This window comes from Agromyces litoreus (assembly GCF_040496015.1).
Taxonomy (GTDB): domain Bacteria; phylum Actinomycetota; class Actinomycetes; order Actinomycetales; family Microbacteriaceae; genus Agromyces; species Agromyces litoreus.
The window spans coordinates 42,558-66,737 of the sequence record NZ_JBEPKA010000001.1 but is presented as its reverse complement, the minus strand read 5'-3'; the positions used below and the strand labels follow the sequence as shown (position 1 = coordinate 66,737).

Sequence of the window (24,180 nt, the reverse complement as noted above, 5' to 3'; positions counted from 1 at the left end):
CGCCTCCTCAGGCCAGTCGCGCGATCGCGGTCTCGACGCCCGCCCAGAACCGCTCGACGTCGAGGCCGGTGGCGACGTGCGCGTTGGGTTCGCGTCGCAGCATCGCGTCGAGGTCCACGCTGGTCGCGCCGACCGTCTCGGCACCGGCGAGCTCGACGTCGAGGCGGACGTGCCGGAGCTCGGCCACGCCGGGATCGGCGAGCACGGCCGCCGCGACCGGGTCGTGCAGCGGACCGTCGGGCAACCCGAACACCTCGGCGTTCGTGCGGCAGAAGAACTCGAGCAGCTCGTCGCCGAACGCCGCCGTCCGCGTGCCCGCACGCGCGAGCCGATTCCGCACCTCGCGCGTGACGAGCGCCCGGTGCGTGACGTTCAGCCCGACCATGGTGAAGCGGATGCCGCTGCACAGCACCGCGTGAAGCGCCTCCGGGTCGACCCACGCGTTGAACTCCGCGTACGGGGTGACGTTGCCGCGTTCGGTGGAGCCGCCCATCCACACCACCTCGCGGATCCGCCCGACCAGGTCGGCCCGGTCGCGCAGCAGGGCCGCGACGTTCGTGATCGGGCCCGTCGCGAGGATCGCCACCGGCTCGGACGCCGCCTCGAGCGTGTCCGCCATGAGCTCGGTCGCGCTCCGCGGGTCGAGCGGGACCGCCGCCGGACCCGCGTCGGGATCCGGCAGCTCCGGGCCGCCGAGCCCGTTCTCGCCGTGGATCCACTCGGCGGTCGAGAGCGCCCGGACGAGCGGTTCGCGAGCCCCCGCCGCGACGGGCACGTCGGTGATCCCGGCCACCGCGAGCGCGACCCGCGCGTTGCGGCTGGTGTGCTCGAGCGGCACGTTGCCGCCGACGGTCGTCACCGCGAGCAGGTCCAGCCCGGGATGCCCCGCCGCGGTCCAGAGCGCGAACACGTCGTCGTGGCCCGGGTCGCAGTCGACGATGACGGGAACGCTCATGACGGACCTTCCGCATCGGCCGCCAGCGCGAGCACGGCGTCGCGATCCCCGTACGAGTCGATCGTCCCCCGGCCCTGCACGGCGATCGCCCCCGCCGCCACGGCCACCCGGACCGCCTCCCGGAGCGTCCGGCCCTCGGCGAGCATCGCGGCGAGCGCTCCGGCGGCGGCATCGCCGGCGCCGGTCGTGTCGACCGCCTCGACCCGCGGGGCGGGCACCGACCAGGCCCCGCTCGCGTCGGCCGCCACCGCACCGGCCGCGCCGAGCGTCACCACGATCGAGCGCGCGAGCGCGCCGGTCGCGGATGCGGCGGCAGCACGCCAGTCGTCGAGCGGGGCGGCATCCGGGAGGTCGCGGCCCACACCGGCGTCACGCGCCTCGTGCGCGTTGACGACGAGCGGGTCGGCGACGGCGAGGGCACCGGCGTCGAGCGGCACCGGCGGCGCGAGGTTCAGCACGAGGCGCGGGCCCTCCTCGACGCAGGCCGAGGCGAGGGCCTCGATGGCCGGCGCCGGCAGCTCACCCTGGGTGAGCACCACGTCCGCGTCGGCGAGGCGGTGCCGTTCGGCGGTGATCGCGGCGGCGTCGAGCGCCGCGTTGGCGCCTGCCGTGGTGACGATCGTGTTCTCCCCAGATGCGGCGACGGTGATCTGCGCGACACCGGTGGGCGTGCCGGGCACCGTCTCCACGGCGTCGTCGGCGAGGCCGGATCGCGAGAGCGTCGCGCGCGCGACGTCCGCCGCGGCATCCTCGCCGACCCGCCCGACGAACACGACCTGCGCGCCGCAGCGATGCGCCGCGATCGCCTGGTTCGCGCCCTTCCCTCCGAGCGCGACGAGGTGGCCGGTCGACCGGACCGTCTCCCCGGGCCGCGGGAAGGCGTCGACGTAGCTGGTCGTGTCGACGTTCAGCGAGCCGACGACGACGACGCGGCTCACGACGCGGCCGGTCCGGCCCCCGCGACGCTCACGGCGAGCGGCTCACCGCTCGCACGGTCGACGAAGCAGTACACGTCGCGCACGCCGGCGTCCCACTGCTCGGCCGTGACGGGATACGCGGTGCTCAGCTGCAGGTCCGTCACGTCGCCGACCGCGGCCGGGTCGATGACGCCATCGGCGGAGCAGACCTCTGCGGCCTGCGCGGCCAGGGCCTCCTCGCCGGGGAACTCGGCGGCCTCGTCGGCCGAGAGCGCGCCGCGGTGCACGAGCTGGGCCGCGTGCGGCTGCCCGCAGTCGACCACCGTGAACTCCTCGGCCCACGCCGACTCGAACGGCTGCAGGCACTCGCTGCCGTACAGCGTGTCCCAGGCGTGCACGCCGGCGGCCTGCGGCTCGGTCGGGGCGGCGACCGGCTCGGCGGGAGCCGGCTCCTCCGCGACCGGCGCCTCGGCGGTGCCGAGGAACCGCGAGGACAGGGCGACCACGAGTGCGACCACCACGATGGCCGCGAGCGCGCCCGCCACCCACGCGAGGATCTTCATCGTCGGGCGGTCGCCGCCCTCGTCGTCGTCCGCCATCTGAGGCCGGATCGACCGGCCTCCTCGGTCGGCTCCGCGCGGCGCCTCGTCTCGGCCGTACCCGGCGAACGGGTCCCGGCTGCCGTAGGGGTCGTCGAGATCGCCGGTCCGCCCGCGGCCGCCCCGACCGTCGTCGTCGGGCACGACCGTCATCGGTCCGGTCGCGCCGAAGCCGGCGCCGCCGAACAGGTCGGCCAGGCCGTCGTCGCCGCCAGGGCCACGTCCGGCCGGAGGCGCATCGGCGACGCCACGCCGGTCGTACCCGCCCGCGTCGTACTCGTCGGCCGGCGCCCCGCCGAAGCCGAACGGCTCGGCGTCCTGCCGCCGGGTCGGCATGCGCTCGCCGGGCTGCGGATCACGGTCCCCGGGCGCGGCGCCGCCGCGCCGGGGCCCCGGCGCGGCGTCCTCATCGGCATCCGGAACCCGCGGGTCGCCCGCGGTGGGGTCCGGGGTCAGGTTCCAGAGGTACCCCGCCTGCTCGAACTCGCGCGCCCGCGAGGACTCCTCGTCGCGCCACGACGGGCCCCGGTCGGCGACCTCGTCGCGGCGCGGGCGCTCGTCGGCGTGCCCGGCGACCTCGTCGCCATACCAGATGACGTCGTCGGCGGTCTCGGGCTCGGGCTCGGGCCGTCCTGCGGAGTCGCGCCAGTCATCGGCCTCTCGGCCCCAGGCGTCGGCACCGTGCGCGTCGGCGGCAGCACCCTCCCAGAGTTCGCGAGGGTCGTACTGGTCCCACGCGTCCGCTTCGGTGCCGGATCCGCGGAACGCGTCGTCGTCGAAGCGGCCCGTGTCGGCGTAGGCGTCCGGGCCGAATCCGCCGCGGTCGTCGGCGTACCCGGGCGCGGCGTCTTCGAACGTCCCGCCCTCGAACAGCCGGCGCGGGTCGGCGGCCGGATCGCCGTAGCCGACGCCGTCCTGGTAGCCGTCGTCGTCGCCGTCCTCGTAGCCGGCGCCGCCGTCATAGCTCGCGCCCTCCCCGTTCCGGCCTCCGTAGGCGTCGTACCCGCCCTCGCCGGCGCCGTCGCCGTCGCCGTATCCTCCGGCGGCGTCGTACCCGCCGCCGTGTGTGCCGTCGTGGTAGCCGTCGCCCTGCGGGTCGTGGTAGCCGTCGCCCTGCGCGTCGTGGCCGTGCGCGCCGTCGTCGGCGGAGCCGTCGCGACCCTCGCCGCGCGCGTCGTAGGCGTCGTACCCGCCCTCTCCGCGCGAACCGTAGCCGTCGTCGTACGCGGCCTCGCCGTAACCGGGACCGTCGCGGTCGGCGGCCGCGGACTCGACGTCCTCGTTGAGCGCCGACCACAGCTCGTCGGCGAAGTCGACGGTCTGGGCGCTCTGCGCCGCGGCCGGCGCGAAGGAGCTCCGGGCGACCGGCGGCGCCGCGTAGGCGTCCGGTCGCGACGGCGGTGCGCCGCGGCCGTCGGCCGGCGAGGAACCGGCGGGCGCGGACGGGTCGGAGAGCTGGCGGAACGCCGCCCGAAGCCCCTCCTCCGTGTCCATCGACTGCTGGTCGCCCCACGTCAGCGCCATGCTGCCCGGCGGGGTCACCGGGCCCGGGGGCGGCGTCGGCTCGGCCGGCCCTCCGAAGGCCGGCGGCACCTGAGGCCCGTTGGCCGGCGGCTCGACGGACGACAGTCGCTCGGGCGCGGCGCGCCGGCGGTCCGGTTCGTGCGCCGGCGGAGTCCAGGCCGGACGCTCCCACCCCGTCCGGCTCCAGTCCTGCTGGTCGACGACCGGGAGCGCGCGCGTCGGCGCCTCCTCGGCGGGCGTCGGCTCGGCGACGGAGAACCAGTCGAGGGATTCCTCCGCTCGGCGGCGCGGCCGCTCCGCCGGGGGCTGCGGCGCGACGGGCGGCTGCGGAGCCTCGCGGCCCTCGAGGTCGGGTCGCCGGCCACTGCCGAGCTGGCTCAGCAGCCAGTCGGTCTCATCGAACCCGCCCGAGTCGTAGCGTCCGTCGCGATCACTCATGCCAATCCCAGATCCTTCAAGCCGATGGCCGCGAGGTAGGGAACCCCCGCCGCTTCGATGACCTCGCGCGCACCGGTGTCCCGGTCGACGACCACCGCGACCGCGGCGATCTCGGCGCCCGCGGCGCGCAGCGCCTCGATCGCCTTGAGGGGGGACCCCCCGGTGGTCGAGGTGTCCTCGAGCACGATGACGCGGCGACCGGCGACGTCCGGACCCTCGACCTGCTTGCCGCGGCCGTGGTCCTTGGGCTCCTTGCGCACGACGAACGCGTCGATCGCGAGCCCGCGCGCGGCGCCCTGGTGCAGGACGGCGGTGGCGATGGGGTCGGCGCCCATCGTCATGCCGCCGACTGCGGCGACATCCGGAACCTCGGAGATCAGGTCGAGCATGACCTGGCCGATGAGCGGCGCGACGCGGTGGTCGAGGCTCACCTTGCGGAGGTCGACGTAGTAGGTCGCCTTCTTGCCGCTGGTCAGGGTGAAGTCGCCGTGGAACACCGCCTCGTTCGAGATGTGCTCGATGAGCTGTCGGCGGGCCTCGGCGGACTGGGGGTTCCGGGAAGTCACCCGAATACTCTACGTCGTGCTTCCTGAGAGCCGAGGGCCGATTCCGCCGCGGTCGGGCTCGCGCGCGGAGGCCTCAGCCGCCGCCTCGACGGCGGCGCCCGGATCGCGACGCCGTCGCCTCGGCGATCCGCGTGAGCACCGGCTCGTCCGATCCCGCCAGCACCGACGGCACGTCGACGTGGAACTCGGCGATACCCGACGCGCTGCGCCGCACGAACCGGTACAGCGCCGATCCGATGAGCACGCCGAGCGCGATCGACATGACGGTCACGAACGCCGCGGTCACGTCGTCGATGCCCGCGGACTCCTCCACGGCGCCCTCGGTCACCCCGATCAGGCCCGCGGCACCGGGCACGAGCACCCAGAACGCCGGGAGGAACACGATCTGGGAGGGCACGGCTCCTCGCCGCAGGTCCTCGATCCACAGCACCACCGGGGTGACGACGAGCGCGCCGATGAGGCCGCTGATCGTCGGGCCGACCACGACGGAGCCCAGCTGCTGGGCGCCGTACGCGACGGCCAGCGCGAGCACGACCCACCAGTACGACCGGCCGGGCGCGGCGAAGTGCAGGTAGACGCCGAGGCCGTAGAGCACGAGGCCGATCCCGGCGATCCACCACGGGAGCGTCTCCTGCACCTCGCGCGGCACGTACCCGTCGTCGCCGATGCCCACGACCGTCCCCGCCGCGAGGATGCCGAACGCGAGCAGCGCGAGCTGCACGATGCCGGCGCCGAGGCGGGAGGTCCCGGACACCATCTGCCCGGCCGCCAGCTCGCGGACGCCCGTGGTGAGCAGCGCCCCCGGCAGGAAGGTCGCGAGCGGCGCGATCAGCACCCGCAGCGGATCGCCGAGCTGCACGACGGGCGCGAGCAGGAAGACGGCGACCGCGCAGACGAACGCGGCCACGATCGGCAGGACCATGGAGAGGGTCTGCGAGCGCCAGAGCTTGCCCGCACCGATCAGCGCGCCGAGGCCGAACGCGACCACCGCCGCCTGCCAGCTCGGCGCGAGCAGCAGCACGAGGCCCATGGTGAGGATCGCGTGGCCGAGGATCCGCATGACCCAGTGGCGCGACGGGGGCATCGCGCCGATCTCGTTCAGCCGGCGGATGCCCTCCTCCGGGCGGACGCTCGCGTCCCTGGCATCGCGGATGAGGCGGCCGAGCGCGGCGATCTGGTCGAACCGGAAGGTCGCCTGGACCGACTTCAACGCGATGCGGGCGCGGTCGGCGCGACCCGTCTGGATGAGCGTGATGGTCGGCAGGACGACGACGTCGACGTCGTCGATGCCGTACGCGCGGGCGATGTCGAGGATCTCCGTGCGGATGCGGTCCGTCGACTCCGCCGACGCCGTCATCCCCTCGGCGAGTCCGAGGAGGAAGGTGCGGACGATGTCGGGATCGTCCGGGGGAGCGTCCGCCCCGCCGGCGCGCTCGTCGCCCTCGGCGATCGGATCCTCGTCGGCGATCGCCGGCTCGGTCGCGTCGGGCTCGACGGCGGCGTCCGCACCGTCGGGCGGGGTCGGGGTTCCGGGCATCGCGCTCCTCGTCCGCACCGGGTCGACGGCCGTCGGGCCCGCCCGGGTGGTGGTCACGCTATCCGCTCGCGACCGCCGAGTCGAGGCGTCCCGGAGACGACGAAGGGCCGCCCAGCGGGGTGTCCCTCCCCCGCACGGCGGCCCTGCAGCGGAGCACGCGGCTCCGCGGTCGCGCGACCTCAGACGGTGCGCGCGAAGGTCTCCCGCGGCAGGCGACGGTATCCGTCGCGGGCGGTGACGACGACCGAGCCGGCGACGCCGGCGATCGAGGCGAGGGAGATCAGAGCGAGAACGGTGAACACGGCGGTTCCTTTCGAGGAAATCGGTGGAAGTCGGGCGATTCGGTGCGCCCTTGCACGTGTCCGACTCCTCAATTGTGCACGTCGAAACCCTTCAGCACAATCTTACAGAACTACACGAACCATGTAGCCTTGCTACATGGATGTGCGGCGACTCGACCTGCTCAGGGAACTCGCGGAGCGCGGCAGCGTGACCGCGGTGGCAGAGGCCACCGGGCGCACCCCGTCCGCCGTCTCGCAGCAGCTCAAGGTGCTCGAGCGGGAGGCCGGCATGCCGCTCACGGAGCGGAGCGGTCGCGGGGTCGTCCTCACCAGCGCGGGCCACGCGCTCGCGCACAGCGCGGCCGAGGTCGCGATCGCCCTCGAGCGCGCGTCATCGCTCTGGGACCAGTTCCGCAACCACCCGAGCGGGCAGGTCTCGCTGCTCACCTTCCCCACGATCGGCGCGACCCTGCTGCCGCAGGTGCTCAACGACCTGCGCTCGGTCGCCGGGCTGGTCGTGCGCGCCACCGACCTCGACCCGGAGCTGGCCGAGTTCCCGGACCTCACCAACGACTACGACATCGTGCTCGCGCACACCATGCCGGGGGAACTGCCGTGGGGCGGTCGCGGCCTGCGCGCGCTGCCACTGCTCACCGAACCGCTCGACATCGGCCTGCCCGCCGACCACCGGCTCGCGGGACGGTCGCACGTCACCCCCGCCGACCTCGTCGACGAGACCTGGCTCGGCGTGCCGCCGGGGTTCCCGTTCGAGCGCATCCTCCACGCGATCGAGCAGGCGGGCGGCAAGCGGGTCGATGTGGGCCAGCGCTTCAGCGACATGCGGATCATCGAGGCCTTCATCGGAGCCGGGCTCGGCATCGCGTTCGTACCCCGGTACACCGCGGGCGTGCTGCCGGAGAACCTCGTCCTGAAGCCGCTGCGCGGCGTGCCGTCGACGCGGCAGATCTTCGCGCTCGTGCGGCCCGACGTCGCCGAGCGGCTGGCCGTGCGCACGGTGCTCGACGTGCTCGTCGACCGGGCGACCCGCCTGCAGCAGGCGTACGAGCACCCCTCGCGCGGCAGCGGCACCGGCGGCAGCGGCAGCGGCACCGGCACCGGCAGCGGCAGCACCGTGACTGCGGGCGACGAGGATGACGCGGCCGACGACGCCTAGCCGCCCCCTCGGTTCCGCGGCGCCAGGCCCACGGCGAGGTCGGTGCGCGCGTGGACGTTGACCGCGCGGAGCGCGCCGCCCTCGGCCCGGTACTCGAACAGGCTCATGCCCGCGACGTCGGCGAACGCGATGCCGCCGTCGGAGTAGGTCCCGCTCGTGAAGAACAGCGCGCGGCGGCCGTCGTGGGCCGCGACGCCCGCGAGCTCGCGGATCTGCGCGACGGGCACGGAGGTGCGCTCCGACAGGTTCTTCACCTGCGCGATGCAGTGCGCGCTCATCACGTCGACCCCGCCGTCGCCCGTGAAGCGCGTCGCCTCGGCGTCGACGGCGCCGAGGTGGCGCATCCAGTCGGCGACGAGCACCTCGGCCCCGCGATGCGAGACGCCGTACGGCTGCGCACCGGGACGTGGCCAGCGCAACGGCAGCGGATCGGCCGGGGCGGCACGACCCGGTCTCCTCGCCTCCTCCGACGCCGCGGCCGAGGCCGCCGCCGCGACCTCCGCGGTGAGTCTCCCGACCGCCTCGTCGTGCCGGTCGCGGACCCACCGGCGGACGACGACGAGCAGCCCCGCCCCCCACGCGAGCAGCGCCACGGCCCAGCCCGACCCGATCGCCGGCACGATCGGGTCGCCGGCCTGCTGCACGAGCAGGAGCACGGCCGCGACCGCGACGAGCCACGACGCCGCGTAGGCGCCCCACCACCAGCGCGTGGGCATCGGGTCGGGGGCGTGCGCTCGGGCCAGGCCCCGCGCGCCTCCGGCGCAGGCCTCGGCCAGGGTCTCCTCGACGACGGGGGCCGGCGCGTCGAGGGGCGCCCGCGCCCCGACCGCTCGGCCGAGCGCGGCGGCGGCCTCGGCGACCTGGGGGGTGAGCACGATCGGATACTAGGAGCGGCATACGACATCGGCAGCCGCCGTCGGATCTCGGAGCGCCTCCGGCGTCGGGGCACGGGCCGCCCGCCCGACGGGCCGCGAGGTAGCATCCGAGGATGCCCGACGACGTGATCCTCTTCGACGTGCGCGACGGCCTCGCGCACCTCACGCTCAACCGGCCCGCCCGGCTCAACGCGGTCGACCCCGAGGCGATCGGGCGATGGCGCGACCTCGCCCACGAGATCGCCGAGCGCGACGACATCGGGGCGGTGCTCTTCGACGCCGTCGGTCGTGCGTTCTGCGCCGGGGGCGACGTGGTGGCGATGTCCGGACTCGCGAACGCGACGGGCGGCGCACGTCCGGCCGAGGTCGTGCAGGGGCTCGCCGACCGCATCCACGAGGGCCACCGGGTGCTGCGCGAGAGCACGAAGCCGATCGTCGCCGCGGTGCAGGGCCCGGTCGCGGGCGGCGGCCTCGGCTTCATGCTCGTCGCCGACGTCATCGTGGCCTCCGATCGCGCGAGCTTCGCGAGCCGCTACAGCGACATCGGCCTCACCCCGGACTGCGGCGTCAGCACGCTCCTGCCGGAGGCGGTCGGCACCCGCCGCGCCCTCGAGCTCACGCTCACGTCCCGCACCCTCACCGCGGCCGAGGCACTCGACTGGGGCCTGGTCTCGGAGGTCGTGCCGGCCGAGGCGCTCGAAGCGCGGGCCCGCGAGATCGCGGACGGATGGCTCGCGGGCGCCACGCACGCCTTCGGGCAGGCCAAGCGCCTGGTGCGGTCGGGGCTCTCCCGGTCGTTCCAGGAGGCGCTCGACGACGAGGCGGCCACGATCGGCGCGGCGATCGAGACCGACGACGCCCGCGCCGCGATCGCGCGGTTCACAGCGGGATCCCGCTCGCACTGACCGCGCGACCGCCGAGCGCGACGGCGGCCGCGCTCACTCGTGCTGCGGGAACCCCAGGTTCAGTCCGCCGTGGCTCGGGTCGAGCCACCGCGAGGTGATCGCCTTCTCCTGCGTGAAGAAGTCGAAGCCCCGCGGTCCGTACGCCTTGGCGTTGCCGAACAGCGACGCCTTCCAGCCGCCGAACGAGTGGTAGGCGACCGGCACCGGGATCGGCACGTTGATGCCGACCATCCCGACCGTCACCTCGCGCTGGAAGCGCCGCGCGGCGCCGCCGTCGTTGGTGAAGATCGCGGTGCCGTTCCCGTACGGCGACGCGTTGATCAGCTCGACGCCGTCCTCGTAGCCGTCGACGCGCACGACCGAGAGCACCGGGCCGAAGATCTCGTCGCGGTAGACGTCCGAGGTGGTCGGGACCTTGTCGATCAGGGTCGGCCCCATCCAGAACCCGTCGGCCTCGCCGTCGACCTCCGGGTCGCGTCCGTCGACGACGACGCTCGCCCCGTCGCTCGAGGCGACCTCGACGTAGCCGGCCACCTTGTCGCGGTGCTCGCCCGTGATGAGCGGCCCCATGTCGGTGCCGCGGGTACCGTCGCCGGTGGTGAGGCGTCCCATCCGCTCGCCGATCTTCGCGACGAGCTCGTCGGCGATCGAGTCGACCGCCACGACGGCCGAGATGGCCATGCAGCGCTCGCCCGCCGAGCCGAAGCCCGCGTTCACGGCCGCGTCGGCGGCCAGGTCGAGGTCGGCGTCGGGCAGCACCAGCATGTGGTTCTTGGCGCCGCCGAGGGCCTGCACGCGCTTGCCGTTCGCGGTGGCGGTCGTGTAGATGTACCGCGCGATCGGCGTCGACCCGACGAAGGAGATCGCGCGCACCGTCGGGTGCTCGAGCAGCGCGTCGACCGCGACCTTGTCGCCGTGCACGACGTTCAGGACGCCGTCGGGCAGGCCCGCCTCCTGGAAGACGCGGGCGAGCCACACGGCCGCGGACGGGTCCTTCTCCGACGGCTTCAGCACGACCGTGTTGCCGGTCGCGATCGCGAGCGGGAAGAACCACAGCGGCACCATCGCCGGGAAGTTGAACGGGCTGATGATGCCGACCACCCCGAGCGGCTGCCGCACGGTGTAGACGTCGATGCCCGACGAGGCGTTCTCGGAGTACTCGCCCTTCGTGTACGCCGAGAGCCCGCACGCCAGCTCGACGACCTCGAGGCCGCGCGCGATCTCGCCGCGGGCGTCGGCCGTGACCTTGCCGTGCTCGCTGGTGAGGATGGCCGCGAGCTCGTCGGTGCGCGAGGCGAGCAGTTCGCGGAAGCGGAACATGATCTGCTGCCGCTTCGCGATCGAGGTCTCCCGCCAGGCCGGGAAGGCACGCGCGGCGGCCTCGACGGCGGTGTCGACGTCGTCGGTCGTGGCGAAGCGCACGCGGCGCTGCACGACGCCGCGCGCAGGGTCGTACACGGGCCCGGTGCGGTCGGACGCGCCCGAGGCGGGCGCGCCGTCGATCCAGTGCTCGATGGTCTCGGCGGTGTCGGTGCCCTCGGCGCCGGGGGCGGTCTGGGTGTCGGTCATGGTCTCGTTCCTCTCGAATCGAGGTGTCCGGGTCGTTCGGGATGGTGGTGGCGCCGCGGCGCCCGGACGGATGCCGCGGCAGCCGGGTCACACGGCGACGGTGCCGAGCACCTCGTCGTAGATCTCGGTCGCCTGCTCGACCTCTTCGGCGGTGACCACGCACGGCGGCACCACGTGGATGCGGTTCTCGGCGACGAACGGGAGCAGGCCGCGCTCGATGAGCGCGCCCTTCACGCGCCCGACCTCGGCGGCGGGCAGCGGCTCCCGGGTATCGGGGTCGGCGACGAGGTCGAGCGCCCAGAAGACGCCCTCGCCCCGGACCTCGCCGATCACGGCGTGCTTCTCGGCGAGCTCGGTCAGCGCGGGCGCGATCGACTCGGCGCCGACGCGGCGGGCGTGGTCGACGATGCCCTCGGACTCCATGGCGTCGAGGGCCCCGACGATCGACGCCATCGCGAGCGGGTGCCCCGAGTAGGTCAGCCCGCCCGGGAAGACGCGCTCGTCGAAGTCGGCGGCGATCTCGTCGCTGATCACGACGCCGCCGACGGGCACGTAGCCCGAGTTCACGCCCTTGGCGAAGCTGATGAGGTCGGGGCGCACGTCGTAGCCGTCGAACGCGAACCAGCGGCCCGTCCGCCCGAAGCCGCACATGACCTCGTCGAGGATCAGCACGATGCCGTGGCGGTCGCAGAGCTCGCGGACGCCCGCGAGGTAGCCGGGGGGCGGCACGAGGACGCCGGCGGTGCCGGGCACGGTCTCCAGCAGCACGGCCGCGACCGACGCGGGCCCCTCCGCCTCGATCACGCGGCGCAGGTGCCGCAGGGCGCGCTCCGACTCCTCCTCGGGCGTCGACGCCCAGAACTCCGAGCGGTAGAGGAACGGGCCGAAGAAGTGCACGTGCCCGCGTGCGAACTCGTTCGGGATGCGCCGCCAGTCGCCCGTCGACACGATCGCCGCTCCGGTGTTGCCGTGGTACGAGCGGTAGGTCGAGAGCACCTTGTCGCGCCCGGTGTGCAGTCGCGCCATGCGGATCGCGTTCTCGTTCGCGTCGGCGCCTCCGTTGGTGAAGAACACCTTCGACATGCCCTCGGGGGCGCGCGCCGTGATCCGCTTCGCCGCCTCCCCGCGCGCGAGGTTCACGGTCGGCGGCCCGATGGTGGTCAGCAGCTCGGCCTGCTCGCGGATCGCCGAGACGACCGCGGGATGCTGGTGGCCGATGTTGACGTTGACGAGCTGGCTCGAGAAGTCCAGGTACTCGCGGCCGGAGTGGTCCCACACCTTCGTGCCGCGGCCGCTCGCGACGACCTGCTGCGGCGGCGAGCCCTGCGCCGACCAGGAGTGGAAGACGTGTGCGGCGTCGAGCTCGCGCGCGAGCGCGTCGAGGTCGGCGGTGAGGTTCTCGGTCATGGGCGTCGTCGCCTTTCGTGGGATGGATGCCGCGGGGCCGACCGTGCGGGGCCGACCCCGCGGCATCCGGCTGCTAGTTGCCGCCCTCGTTGAGGGTGACCTCGATGGGTTCGTACGAGTCGCCGGTCAGGTCGACGCCGTCGGCCTCGAGGTTCGCGATGGCCTCGTCGACGTACTCGTTCGTGTAGGCGGTGTCCGGCGGGTCGGTCGTGATGACCTGCGCGCCGTCCTGGTTCTTCGTCATGAGGGCCATCTCGACGGTCGCGTCCCACTGGTCCTCGTTGATGTGCCCGATGCCGCTCGTGGAGGGCCAGATCAGCTTGTTGATCTCATTGGCCATCCACAGCTGGTGGCTGACGCCGAGCGTCGAACCGGCCGCGGTGACCGCGTCGGCCGCCGCCTGCGGGTCGTCGCGCTGGTCGATCCAGCCGAGGATCGCGCCCTGGATCAGCTTGACCGCGGTCTCGGCGTACTCCGGGTCGGACTCGAGCCGCTCGGTGTTGGCCCAGATCGCGTCCTGGAGCATGGCCGTGCCGACCTCGTTCCAGTCGATCACCGAGAAGTCCTCGGGCTGGTAGAGCTCGCCCGTGTCCGGGTTCGTCGCCTCGAGCAGCTGCGCGTACTCGTTGTACGTCATCGCCTGCGCGGCGTCGATCTCCTTGTTCAGCAGCGCATTCATGTCGAAGTTCTGCTGCACGATCGTGTAGTCCGACGCGTCGGCCTCGGTGAGGCCCGCGAAGAGCTCCCACTCGTTGCCGAAGCCCCAGCTGCCGATCTGCTTGCCCGAGAGGTCCTCGGGCCCCTCGATGCCGCTGTCGGCCCATGAGACCTGCAGCGTCGCCGACCGCTCGAAGATCTGGGCGATGTCGGTGATGCCGGCGCCGGCCTCGATCGACGCGAGCGCCTTCGGCACCCAGGCGATCGCGAAGTCGACGTCGCCGGCGGCGAGCACGTCCTGCGGGACGATGTCGACGGCGCCCGGGATGATCTCGACGTCGAGGCCGAGGTCCTCCCAGTGGCCGTTCGCCTGTGCGAGGTAGTAGCCGCCGAACTGCGCCTGCGTCAGCCACTGCAGCTGCAGGGTGACCGGCGTGAGCTCGCCGTCGGCACTGCCGCCGCCGTCGCCGTCGCCGGAATCGCTGCTCCCACTGGAACAGCCGGCGAGCACGAGCGCGGTGGCGGCTGCTGCGGCCGCGCCCGCGAGGATCCTGTTGCGCTTCATGTGCATTCCTCTCTCGGTGGTGGTGCTCTGGTGCGGGATCCGACCGGCGGTGCCGGTGGCGTGGGCCGGGCGTCGTCGGCCGGCGGGTCAGGTGGTCATCGGTGGCGCGAGGCGATCCTCTCGATCAGGGTGGTGAGCGCGAAGAAGACGAGGCCGAGCACGATGGCGCCGATCACGAACGCCCAGGCGCGGGCGTATGCGCTCGACGCGGCGGCGGTCGTGATCGCCGAGCCGAGGCCCGCGCGGGGACCGCCGAAGTACTCGGCGACGAGCGCGGAGATCACGGCCAGCGACGAGGCGATCCGCAGGCCGGTGAAGAAGTGCGGGAGCGCCGACGGGATGGTCACGAACCGGGTCTGCTGGCCGGGGCTCGCGGCGTACGCGCGCATGAGGTCGCGGTGCACGGGGCGCACCTGTCGCAGGCCCCGGAGCGTGTTCAGGAAGATCGGCACGAACGCGGCGATCGAGGCGATCAGGATGCGCGCCACCTCGGAGGTCGAGCCGTACATCGTGTACAGCACCGGCGCGAGTGCGACGATCGGGACGACCGCGACCGCGGCCACGATCGGCGCGAGCATGCCGTCGATCCACCGCAGCGACGATGCCGCGATCGCGAGCAGCACCCCGAGGACGGCGCCGATCACGAGACCGATGAGCGCGTTCAGACCCGTCGCGAGGGTCGCGGCGAGCACCTGCGGCGCGTACCGGACGAGCTCGTCGAGGACGGCCGACGGGCTCGCGAGGACGAACGGCGGGATGCCGGTCGACACGACGACGACCTCGACCAGCAGGACGAGCACGACGAAGAGCGCGAGCGGCGGCAGCACGAGCGCGGCGAAGCTCGACAGCCGGCCGCCGGCCAGGCGTCCGCGACGGGCGGGCGGCACGGCGCCGCCCGGCGCCCCGGGGGCGCCCGCATCGCCGGTCACGGCGGCGACGCCGTCGGCGCGGGGCGCCGTGGGCTGGGTCGCCACCGCCGAGTCGGGCAGGCCGCTCATCGCACGTCCACCCCCCTCGCCGAGCCCGTCGCCGGGGCCGTCTCGTGGCCGTGGAGCGCCTCGCGCACGGCGGTCACGCCGGCGAAGAAGGCCGCGTCCTCGCGGAGGTCCTCGCCGCGCTCGGCGGCCTCCCCGAGCCGGACGTCGACCTCGGCCGTGATCCGCCCGGGTCGCGGCGACATGACGACGACGCGATCGGAGAGGTAGACGGCCTCGGGGATCGAGTGCGTGACGAAGACGACGGCGGCGCCGGTCTCGGCGCGGATCCGCAGCAGCTCGGTCTGCATGCGCTCACGGGTCATCTCGTCGAGGGCGCCGAACGGCTCGTCCATGAGCAGCAGCCGGGGCTGCTCGGCGAGCGAGCGCGCGATCGCGACCCGCTGCTGCATCCCGCCGGAGAGCTGGTCGGGGTAGTGGCCGGAGAAGTCGGAGAGCCCGACGAGTCCGAGCAGCTCGGCGACGCGCGACCGGCGCGCGGGCCCCGCCATGCCGTGCAGCTGCAGCGGGAGCTCGACGTTCGCGGCGACCGAACGCCACGGCAGGAGACCCGCCTGCTGGAAGGCGATGCCGTAGGCCTGGTCGACGCGGGCCTGTCGCGCCGTCTTCCCGAACACCCGGATCTCCCCGGCGGTCGGCTCGTCGAGGTCGGCGATCAGGCGCAGCAGCGTGGACTTGCCGCAGCCCGAGGGCCCGATGAGGGAGACGAACTCGCCGTCCCGCACGGTCAGCTCGATGCCGGTGAGCGCGGTCACCTCGGCGCCCTTCGCACCGGTGAAGATCCGCTCGACCCCGCGCGCGACGACGGCCTCGGTCCGCTCGGCCGGGTCGGGCGACGACGTCGCCGCGGCGGACGGCCGTGCGGCGGATGCGGGCTCGGGGGCCGTGCTCGGGGACGGGCTGCTCATGCGACGGTCTCCTGTCGACGGAAGGGGCTGAGGAAGGCGGCGACGAGGGCGACGAACCCGGCGGCGACGAGGCCGAGCAGGACCGCGCCGAGGATCGGCGCCCAGGGCTTGGACGGGTCGCTCGAGGCCGCGACGGCGGTCTCGAGGATGAGCCGGCCGATCCCCCCGGTGAAGCCGACGGAGATCTCGGCGACCACGGTGCCGACGACCGCGTTCGCGGCGGCCAGTCGCAGCGCCGGGATCAGGAACGGCACGCTCGCGGGCAGCCTGAGCCGGAACAGCGTGGTCCACCACCCGGCCGCGTAGCTGCGCATGAGGTCGAGGTGGGCGGCCTCCGGGCTCTGCAGGCCCCGGAGGGCGCCGACCGCGACCGGGAAGAACGCGAGGTAGCTCGCGATGACCACGACCGACATCCAGCTCTCCCACGAGAACGCGCCGAACTCCAGGCGCGAGCCCCAGTTGCGGATGAGCGGGGCGAGCGCGATGAGCGGCACCGTCTGGCTCAGGATGACGAACGGGAGCACGGCGCGCTCGGCGATGCGGAACCCGAGCATGAGCAGCGCGAGCGCGAACCCGACGACGACGCCGAGCAGCCAGCCGAGCGCCGCGACGCCGAGGCTCACCAGCGCCGCGAGCAGCACGACCAGCCCGAGCGGCAGCGCGCCCGGCGCGCGCGTCACCGGGTCGACGATCCGGGCGAGCATGTCCCAGACGTGCGGCATCGCCTGGTCGCTCGTGCGCGGCAGCAGGCGGATGCCGCTGCCGGTCACGCCCTCCTGTGCCCCCACGAGCCACCCGTTCGCGGGACCGGCGAACTTGTAGGCCTCCCACAGCACGGCGAGCGCGACGACCCCGAGCACGCCCCAGAGCACCGCCTGCCGGCGTCGCGCTCCGCGAGCGGCCCCGGCCGCGCGCCGGGCGTCGCCACCGCGCGTGCCGGGCTCGCCCGATCGGGTCGTCGCCGCCGTCATGCCTTCGCCGTGAGGTGCTCGGTCATGGCGGGGATGACGGTCTCGCCGTACACCCGCATCGTCTCCTCCTTGTTGTCGTGCTGGAGGTAGCCGGCGAACTGGTCGACGCCGAGCTCGGCGAGCTGCTTGAGCTTCTCGATGTGCTCCTCGGCGGTGCCGAGGATGCAGAACCGCTCGACGATCTCGTCGGGCACGAAGTCGACGTGGTCGTTGTCGGCCTTGCCGTGGGTGTTGTAGTCGTAGCCCTCGCGACCGCGGATGTACTCGGTGAGCGCGTCCGGCACGCTGCCGTGCTCGCCGTACTTGGCGACGATGTCGGCGACGTGGTTGCCGACCATGCCGCCGAACCAGCGGGTCTGCTCGAGCATGTGGGCGCGGTCCTCGCCGATGTAGAACGGCGCGGCGACGCAGAACTTGATCGACATGGGGTCGCGGCCGGCGGCCTCCGCGGCGTCCCGCACGGTCTTGATCATCCAGGCGGCGATGTCGACGTCGGCGAGCTGCAGGATGAAGCCGTCCCCGACCTCGCCCGTGAGCTTCAGGGCCATCGGGCCGTAGGCGGCGACCCACACCTCGAGCTCCGAGCCCGTCGACCACGGGAAGCGCAGGGTCGAGCCCTTGTACTCCACCGAGCGCGAGTTCGCGAGCTCGCGGATGACGTGGATCGACTCGCGCAGCTCCTTCATCGTGACCGGCTTGCCGTTGGTGACCCGCACCGCCGAGTCGCCGCGGCCGATCCCGCACACGGTGCGGTTGCCGTACATCTCGTTGAGCGTCGCGAAGGTCGAGGCGGTGACGGTCCAGTCGCGCGTGGCCGGGTTGGTCACGAACGGGCCGACCGTCACGCGACGGGTCTGCGCGAGGATCTGCGAGTGGATGACGTACGGCTCCTCCCACAGCAGGTGCGAGTCGAAGGTCCAGACGTGGCTGAACCCGTACTGCTCGGCGAGCGTGGCGAGGTGGACCGCACGCGAGGCGGGCGGATTGGTCTGGAGCACGACTCCGAAGTCCATGGCGGGGATCCTCTCGTTCAGATGAGGTACTGGCTCAGGCCGCGCTTCAGGAAGCGCCCGTCGCCCTTGGCGCCGACGTAGGCGTCGTCCTCGACGACGACCCTGCCCCGGCTCATGACCGTGTCGACCCTGCCGTCGATCTCGTAGCCCTCCCACGCCGAGTAGTCCATGTTCATGTGGTGGGCCCGGCCCGTAGGGTTCCCGGATGGATCCAGATCGAGGCCGATCGACGTGTGGCCGTTCGGGTCGTAGACGACGATGTCGGCGTCGGCGCCGGGCTGGATGACGCCCTTCGTGCCGTACAGGCCGAACATCCGGGCGGGCGTCGTGGAGGTGAGCTCGACCCAGCGCTCGAGCGTGATCTCGCCCGTGACGACGCCCTGGTACATGAGGTCCATGCGGTGCTCGATCGACCCGATGCCGTTCGGGATCTTCCGGAAGTCGCCGAGGCCGAGTTCCTTCTGGTCCTTCATGCAGAACGGGCAGTGGTCGGTCGAGACCATCTGCAGGTCGTTCGTGCGCAGCGCCTGCCACATCGAGTCCTGGTGGCCCTCCGCCCGGGAGCGCAGGGGAGTGGAGCACACCCACTTCGCGCCCTCGAACGCGCCCCACTGGTCGCTCTTCGCGCCGAGCTGGTCCTCGAGCGAGAGGTAGAGGTACTGGGGACAGGTCTCGCCGTAGACGTTCTGGCCCTTGTCGCGGGCCCACGCGAGCTGCTCGACGGCCTGCTTGGCCGAGACGTGCACGACGTACAGCGGCGCGCCCGTGAGCTTGGCGAGCATGATGGCGCGGTGCGTCGCCTCCTCCTCCATCTCCCAGGCGCGGGCGATGCCGTGATAGTACGGGTCGGTCTTCCCCTGGTCGACGAGCTGCTGGGCGAGCACGTCGATCGCGGGCCCGTTCTCGGCGTGCATCATCGTGAGCATGCCGGTGTCGCGCGAGACCTGCATGGCCTTCAGGATCTGCGCGTCGTCGGAGTAGAAGACGCCCGGGTAGGCCATGAACATCTTGAAGCTCGTGACGCCCTCGTCGGGCAGCTTCTTCATCGCCTCGAGGGAGGCCTCGTTCACGTCGCCGACGATCTGGTGGAACCCGTAGTCGATGGCGCAGTTGCCGCCGGCCTTCTCGTGCCAGGCCGCGAGGCCGTCCTCGAGCCGCTGGCCGTAGGTCTGCACGGCGAAGTCGATGATCGAGGTCGTGCCGCCGTGCGCGGCGGCGACGGTGCCCGACTCGAACGTGTCGGACGCCTCGGTGCCGCCGAACGGCAGCTGCATGTGGGTGTGGGCGTCGATGCCGCCCGGGATGACGTACTTGCCGGTGGCGTCGACGACGCGGTCGACGGATGCCGCGACATCCGTGCCGAGCAGCTCGCTGCCGGGCTGCAGGACGGCGACGATCTTCTCGCCGTCGACGAGCACGTCGGCCGCGGACCGGCCGGTGGCGCTGACGACGGTGCCGCCGGAGATGAGGGTGGTGGCCATGCGCTTCGCTCCTTCGCGCTCGTCGGGTTACGGCTTGGGGATGGACGTGTACGACTCCGGTCGGCGATCGCGGTAGAACTGCCAGGCGTTGCGCACCTGACGGATCATGTCCATGTCGAGGTCGCGCACCACGACCTCCTCGTCGGTCTCCGAGCCGTAGTCGCCGACGATGTTGCCCTGCGGGTCGACGAACTGGCTCTTGCCGTAGAAGTCCACGGCGAGGTCGCCGTACTCGTTGTCCTCGAGTCCCACGCGGTTCGCGGCGCCGATGAAGTAGCCGTTCGCGGCCGCCGCGGCCGGCTGCTCGATCTCCCACAGCCGGTTCGACAGCCCGGGCTTGGTCGCGTTCGGGTTGAACACGATCTGCGCGCCGTTCAGGCCCAGTTCGCGCCAGCCCTCCGGGAAGTGGCGGTCGTAGCAGATGTAGACGCCGATCGGGCCGACGGCCGTCTGGAAGACCGGGTAGCCGAGGTTGCCGGGACGGAAGTAGAACTTCTCCCAGAACTTGTCGAGGTTCGGGATGTGGTGCTTGCGGTACGAGCCGAGGATCGTGCCGTCGGCGTCGACGACGACCGCGGTGTTGTAGTAGACGCCCGGCTGCTCCTCCTCGTAGATGGGCAGCACCATGACCATCTCGAGCTCCTTCGCGAGCGCGGCGAAGCGCTGCACGATCGGGCCGTCGGCGGGTTCGGCGAAGTCGTAGTACTTCACGTCCTCGGTGATGCCGAAGTAGGGGCCGTAGAACAGCTCCTGGAAGCAGATCACCTGCGCGCCCTGCTCCTTGGCCTGGCGCGCGAACTGCTCGTGCTTGTCGAGCATCGACTCCTTGTCACCCGTCCACGTGGTCTGGGTGATGGCCGCTCGAACGATCGTCATGGTGCCTCCTGGGTCGGTCGGCGTCGTTGCCGTCCGCGGTGCAGGCGTGGAGCTCTAGTGCCTGCCGTGCGTGCGGTGACGCCGAGCAGTGGTGCCGAAGGCCGCCGTGGGCGGGGACCCCGCAGCGGTGGTCGAACGGGGCGTGCGACCCGTTCTGTTATTCTTCGGCTTGAACATTTCCCTTTTGTTTCGGTCTGTGACGCGGTGGTTAAACATCCTGTCCCTTGCTGCGTGAGGAGGCAATGGTGCGATCAGGTATTCGGGTGGATGTCTCCGAGCTGACCTCGCTCGCGCCCTTCGCCGACACGACCCCCCGCGGCATCGCGGCCGACCTCGCGCGGCTCGTCAACGGCGGCGAGCTCGAGGCGGGCGTGCGCCTGCCGACGGTGCGCGAGCTCGCGTCCTCGCTGGGGGTGAGCCCGGCGACGGTGAGCCAGGCCTGGCAGGCCCTGGCGAAGGCCGGCCTGATCGAGTCGCGCGGCCGGGCGGGCAGCTTCGTGCGGCGGGACGGCGCGGGCGGACCGGCCGTGCGCATGCGCGGGATGGCCCCGCCCGACGACCCGGTCCGGCTCGACCTCTCGCGCGGCACGCCCGACCCGCTGCTGCTGCCGCCGCTCGGGCCCGCGCTCTCGCGCGTGTCCGCCCGTGCCGACGTCGGGAGCTACCAGGCCGAACCCGTGCTCCCGGCGCTCGCCGCGGTCCTCCGCGGCTCGTGGCCGAGCGAGGCGGAGTCGATCGTCGTCGTCGACGGGGCCCTCGACGCCATCTCGCGCACCCTCGACCAGGTCGTCCGCTTCGGCGACCGCGTCGTGGTCGAGCACCCGGGCTTCCCGCCCTTCCTCGACCTGCTCGACCTGCTCGGCGCCGAGGCGGTGCCGGTCGCGATCGACGAGCACGGCCTCGTGCCCGACGGGCTGGCCGCGGCGCTGCGGCGCAGGCCGACCGCCGTGCTGCTGCAGCCGCGCGCCCAGAACCCCACCGGCGCGTCGATGACGCCGGCCCGGGCCGCCGCGCTCGCCGAGGTGCTCCGGAGCGGCATCGCGGAGCACGGGCTCGAGCTCGTCGTGATCGAGGACGACCATTCCGGCCTCATCTCGACGGAGGGCGACGTGACGCTCGGGACGCACCTGCCCGACCGCGTCGTGCACGTGCGGAGCTTCTCGAAGTCGCACGGGCCCGACCTGCGCATCGCCGCCGTCGGCGGCCCGCGCGACCTCGTCGGCCGCATCATGGCGCGGCGCATGCTCGGCCCCGGGTGGACCAGCCGGATGCTGCAGACGATCCTGCTCGACCTGCTGACGGACGGCGCGGCCATCGACGCGGTCGCCGAGGCGCGCCGTGCCTACTACACGCGGCAGCGCGCGCTCGGCGAGGCGCTTCGCGCGCGCGGCATGCCGGTGATGCACGCGGACGGCATCAACCTGTGGATGCCCGTCGTCTCCGAGCGCTCGACGCTCGTGCAGCTCGCGGCCGCCGGCATCCGGGTCGCGGGCGGCACGCCGTTCCTGGCCGCGGCTGCCAACGGGACGCCCGTCGCCGGGTCGCCACGAGGACGCGGGAACGGGCAGGGGAACGAGTTCGTGCGGGTGACCGTCGGCGCCGTGCGCGAGGACGCCGCAGCGGTGGCCGATGCGCTCGCGGTCGCCGGGCAGCACCTCGCGGCCGGCGGGTACTGACCGCACGGACCCTCCGGACGCGCACCGCCGGACGGGCGTCGACCCCGGACCCTCGACCGCCGGCTCGCCGGCGATGCCATCGCTCCCGCGACATCCCGGTACTTCGGTACTCCGGTACCGCGACCGGCCGAGGGACGGCATGCCGGGAACGGTGGCGGGATGCGGCGGAGCTCGCGGCAACGGTGCGGCGCGCGGGAGTTCAGGCGCGCGCGGTGCTCGGCGCCTTCGCGTAGTGGTCCGGGGTGATGGTGAGTTCGGCCTGGCCCGCGGTGATCGACCGCAGGTCGAGGACGTAGCGGGCGAGCTCGGCCTCGGGCACCTGGGCGACGACGCGGGCGCGCCCGTCGCTCGCGGCCTCGGTGGCGCTGACCCGGCCGCGTCGTCCGGAGAGGTCGGTGAGCACGGCGCCCTGCAGGTCGTTCGGCACCGTGACGGTGACGCTCGACACGGGCTCGAGCAGCACGGTTCCGGCCTCGGCGAGCGCGGCCTTCACGCCGATCGACGCCGCGGTGCGGAACGCCATGTCGGAGGAGTCGACCGAGTGCGACTTGCCGTCGGTGAGCTCGACCCGCACGTCGACCACCGGGTGGCCCTGGGGGCCGCCCGTGGCCAGCGCGTCCCGTGCGCCCTTCTCGACGGCGCTGATGTACTGCCGGGGCACCGCGCCGCCGGTGACCGAGTCGACGAACTCGAACTCCTCGCCGGACGGCAGCGGCGAGACCGTGAGCTGCACGACCGCGAACTGGCCGTGGCCGCCGGACTGCTTCTTCAGCTTGCCCTCGACCGACGCGGAGCCCGCGATCGTCTCGCGGTACGCGACCGGCGCCGGACCGGTCTCGACGTGCACGCCGAACACCCGCGCGAGCCGTTCGACGGCGACCGCGATGTGGGTGTCGCCGAGCCCGCGGAGCACGGTCAGCTCGCCCGCCCGGTCGATCACGAGCGTCGGATCCTCCGACGTGAGCCGTGCGAGCGCGGCGGGGAGCTTCTCGTCATCGGACTGCGACGCCGGTTCCAGCGAGACCGCGTACACGGGTGGCCGTGACGGCGTGGGCGCGGGCCGGGCGGTGCCGCTCGAGCGCGACCAGAGGAGCGAGCCCGAGGGCGACCCCGTGAGCTTCGCGACCGCGCCGACCTCGCCGGCGGCGAGCGTGCCGGCCGTGAGGTGCTCGCTGCCCCGGAGCCGGAACAGCCCGTGGATGCGCTCGTCGGTGCCGGTCGTGGCATTGCGCAGCTTGTCCCCGGTGCGGAGCGTGCCCGAGAGCACCTTGAGCATCGACACCTGCCCGACGAACGGGTCCGCGACGGTGCGGAACACGTGGACGAGGGTGTCGCCGTCCTCCTTCGGGGCGACCTGCAGCTCGCTGCCGCCCGTGCCCTCGCCGACCCTGATCCGGCCGTCGCGCTCGGTCGAGCACGGGGTCAGCTCGCACACCAGGTCGAGCACGCGATCGACCCCGGTCTCGGTGAGCCCGGAGCAGACGAGGACCGGGACCGCCTCGCCGTCGGCGACCTCGCGCCGGAAGGTGCGTTCGAGCTCCTCGGGCGAGGGCTCCTCGCCCTCGAGGTACGCCTCCAGCTGCGCGTCGTCGTGGGAGACGATGTCCTCCGTCACCTCGACATGCATCGCATGCTCCTCGGCCTCCGCCTCCGGCGGCAGCGGCTCGTCGTGATGCCGCCCGTCCGCGTCGTAGACGTGGGCCTCCTCGCTCAGCACGTCGGCGACGGCGGTGAACGAGGCCTCCTCGCCGATCGGCAGCTCGAGGGCCCAGAGGCCGTCGCCGAACGCCGCCCGCAGGTCGGCGAGCACCGCGCGGAAGTCGGCGCGGGCCTTGTCCTCCTGCGTCACGACCACCACGCGCGGCAGGCCGGCCGCGCCCGCGGCGTCCCACGCCGAGATCGTGCCGCCGACCACGCCGTCCACCGCGCTCACGACGATGAGCGCGACATCCGCGACCGCGAGCGCCGCATCGCTCGAGCCGACGAAGTCCGGATGGCCCGGGGTGTCGGCGAGCGTGACCGTGTACGGCGTGCCGTCCGGCCCGGTCCAGTCGAGGTGGGCGAGCGAGAGCCCGAGGCTCGTGTGCCGCGCGATCTCCTCGGGCTCGTGGTCGCAGACGGTGTTGCCCTGCTCGACCGATCCGGCCCGGGGGATCGCGCCGGAGCGATGCAGCATCGCCTCCGCGAGGGTGGTCTTTCCCGAGCCGGATGCGCCGACGAGCGCGAACGTCCGGTGGGTCTGGGGCGATGCCGAGTTCATGGGGCCTCCCGCGGCGGTGCGGTTCCGTGCG

20 protein-coding genes are annotated in these 24,180 nt (G+C 73.3%); 3 read left to right on the top strand and 17 right to left on the bottom strand.

The genetic code is table 11. The features are described from left to right. Window positions 1–7: 7 nt before the first annotated feature. From ABME01_RS00315 to ABME01_RS00290, 6 genes are all read right to left on the bottom strand, one after another. The gene (locus ABME01_RS00315) at window positions 8–955 is read right to left on the bottom strand and encodes a nucleoside hydrolase (protein ID WP_353826345.1); all 948 of its coding nucleotides are present in this window, start codon (window positions 953–955) and stop codon (window positions 8–10) included. Beyond that, window positions 952–1,893: a PfkB family carbohydrate kinase gene (locus ABME01_RS00310; protein ID WP_353826343.1), complete on the bottom strand. Its 942-nt coding sequence runs from the start codon at window positions 1,891–1,893 to the stop codon at window positions 952–954. The genes ABME01_RS00315 and ABME01_RS00310 overlap by 4 nt, the downstream gene beginning before the upstream one ends. Then, entirely contained in the window at window positions 1,890–4,433 is a 2,544-nt protein-coding gene (locus ABME01_RS00305) for a septum formation family protein (RefSeq protein ID WP_353826342.1), read from the bottom strand. The genes ABME01_RS00310 and ABME01_RS00305 overlap by 4 nt, the downstream gene beginning before the upstream one ends. After that, the gene (pyrE, locus tag ABME01_RS00300) at window positions 4,430–4,999 is read right to left on the bottom strand and encodes an orotate phosphoribosyltransferase (protein ID WP_353826341.1); all 570 of its coding nucleotides are present in this window, start codon (window positions 4,997–4,999) and stop codon (window positions 4,430–4,432) included. The genes ABME01_RS00305 and pyrE overlap by 4 nt, the downstream gene beginning before the upstream one ends. Window positions 5,000–5,072: 73 nt before the next feature. After that, complete coding sequence (locus ABME01_RS00295) at window positions 5,073–6,536, bottom strand: threonine/serine exporter family protein (protein ID WP_353826340.1); 1,464 nt, start codon at window positions 6,534–6,536, stop codon at window positions 5,073–5,075. A 179-nt stretch (window positions 6,537–6,715) separates the two neighbouring features. Continuing rightward, entirely contained in the window at window positions 6,716–6,838 is a 123-nt protein-coding gene (locus tag ABME01_RS00290) for a hypothetical protein (RefSeq protein WP_353826339.1), read from the bottom strand. Between the two features lie 136 nt (window positions 6,839–6,974). Between ABME01_RS00290 and ABME01_RS00285 the strand changes: the two genes are divergently transcribed. After that, a complete protein-coding gene (locus tag ABME01_RS00285; RefSeq protein WP_353826338.1) occupies window positions 6,975–7,991 on the top strand; it encodes a LysR family transcriptional regulator in 1,017 nt (338 codons plus the stop codon). On the opposite strand, the gene ABME01_RS00280 is transcribed toward ABME01_RS00285, so the two are convergent. Next, window positions 7,988–8,866, bottom strand: coding sequence for a restriction endonuclease (locus tag ABME01_RS00280; protein ID WP_353826337.1), 879 nt, complete (start codon window positions 8,864–8,866; stop codon window positions 7,988–7,990). The two genes, ABME01_RS00285 and ABME01_RS00280, sit on opposite strands and share 4 nt — an antisense overlap. Before the next feature lie 113 nt (window positions 8,867–8,979). Here ABME01_RS00280 and ABME01_RS00275 point away from each other — a divergent pair, with 113 nt between their 5' ends. After that, window positions 8,980–9,771 carry an enoyl-CoA hydratase/isomerase family protein gene (locus ABME01_RS00275; RefSeq protein WP_353826336.1) on the top strand — a complete coding sequence of 264 codons (792 nt, stop codon included), beginning with the start codon at window positions 8,980–8,982 and terminating at the stop codon, window positions 9,769–9,771. A 33-nt stretch (window positions 9,772–9,804) separates the two neighbouring features. Here ABME01_RS00275 and ABME01_RS00270 read toward each other — a convergent pair whose 3' ends face one another. The 9 genes from ABME01_RS00270 to ABME01_RS00230 form a co-directional block, all read right to left on the bottom strand. Continuing rightward, window positions 9,805–11,340 carry a CoA-acylating methylmalonate-semialdehyde dehydrogenase gene (locus ABME01_RS00270; RefSeq protein ID WP_353826335.1) on the bottom strand — a complete coding sequence of 512 codons (1,536 nt, stop codon included), beginning with the start codon at window positions 11,338–11,340 and terminating at the stop codon, window positions 9,805–9,807. Between the two features lie 87 nt (window positions 11,341–11,427). After that, entirely contained in the window at window positions 11,428–12,747 is a 1,320-nt protein-coding gene (locus tag ABME01_RS00265; RefSeq protein WP_353826333.1) for an aspartate aminotransferase family protein, read from the bottom strand. A 73-nt stretch (window positions 12,748–12,820) separates the two neighbouring features. Further along, window positions 12,821–13,969: an ABC transporter substrate-binding protein gene (locus ABME01_RS00260; protein WP_353826332.1), complete on the bottom strand. Its 1,149-nt coding sequence runs from the start codon at window positions 13,967–13,969 to the stop codon at window positions 12,821–12,823. 95 nt (window positions 13,970–14,064) lie between these two features. Next, window positions 14,065–14,967 (bottom strand): ABC transporter permease, encoded by a 903-nt coding sequence (locus ABME01_RS00255; RefSeq protein WP_353826331.1) that lies wholly within the window; start codon window positions 14,965–14,967, stop codon window positions 14,065–14,067. Beyond that, complete coding sequence (locus ABME01_RS00250) at window positions 14,964–15,872, bottom strand: ABC transporter ATP-binding protein (protein ID WP_353826330.1); 909 nt, start codon at window positions 15,870–15,872, stop codon at window positions 14,964–14,966. Before ABME01_RS00250 ends, ABME01_RS00255 begins: the two co-directional genes overlap by 4 nt. Continuing rightward, the gene (locus ABME01_RS00245) at window positions 15,869–16,843 is read right to left on the bottom strand and encodes an ABC transporter permease (RefSeq protein ID WP_353826329.1); all 975 of its coding nucleotides are present in this window, start codon (window positions 16,841–16,843) and stop codon (window positions 15,869–15,871) included. The genes ABME01_RS00250 and ABME01_RS00245 overlap by 4 nt, the downstream gene beginning before the upstream one ends. Further along, window positions 16,840–17,856 carry a TIGR03842 family LLM class F420-dependent oxidoreductase gene (locus tag ABME01_RS00240; protein ID WP_353826327.1) on the bottom strand — a complete coding sequence of 339 codons (1,017 nt, stop codon included), beginning with the start codon at window positions 17,854–17,856 and terminating at the stop codon, window positions 16,840–16,842. The genes ABME01_RS00245 and ABME01_RS00240 overlap by 4 nt, the downstream gene beginning before the upstream one ends. Window positions 17,857–17,873: 17 nt before the next feature. Next, a complete protein-coding gene (hydA, locus tag ABME01_RS00235; protein ID WP_353826326.1) occupies window positions 17,874–19,337 on the bottom strand; it encodes a dihydropyrimidinase in 1,464 nt (487 codons plus the stop codon). Between the two features lie 27 nt (window positions 19,338–19,364). Continuing rightward, window positions 19,365–20,213 carry a nitrilase-related carbon-nitrogen hydrolase gene (locus tag ABME01_RS00230; RefSeq protein WP_353826325.1) on the bottom strand — a complete coding sequence of 283 codons (849 nt, stop codon included), beginning with the start codon at window positions 20,211–20,213 and terminating at the stop codon, window positions 19,365–19,367. A 263-nt stretch (window positions 20,214–20,476) separates the two neighbouring features. Between ABME01_RS00230 and ABME01_RS00225 the strand changes: the two genes are divergently transcribed. Beyond that, entirely contained in the window at window positions 20,477–21,889 is a 1,413-nt protein-coding gene (locus ABME01_RS00225) for an aminotransferase-like domain-containing protein (protein ID WP_353826324.1), read from the top strand. Between the two features lie 199 nt (window positions 21,890–22,088). On the opposite strand, the gene ABME01_RS00220 is transcribed toward ABME01_RS00225, so the two are convergent. Beyond that, a complete protein-coding gene (locus ABME01_RS00220; protein WP_353826323.1) occupies window positions 22,089–24,149 on the bottom strand; it encodes an elongation factor G in 2,061 nt (686 codons plus the stop codon). Window positions 24,150–24,180 lie beyond the last annotated feature (31 nt).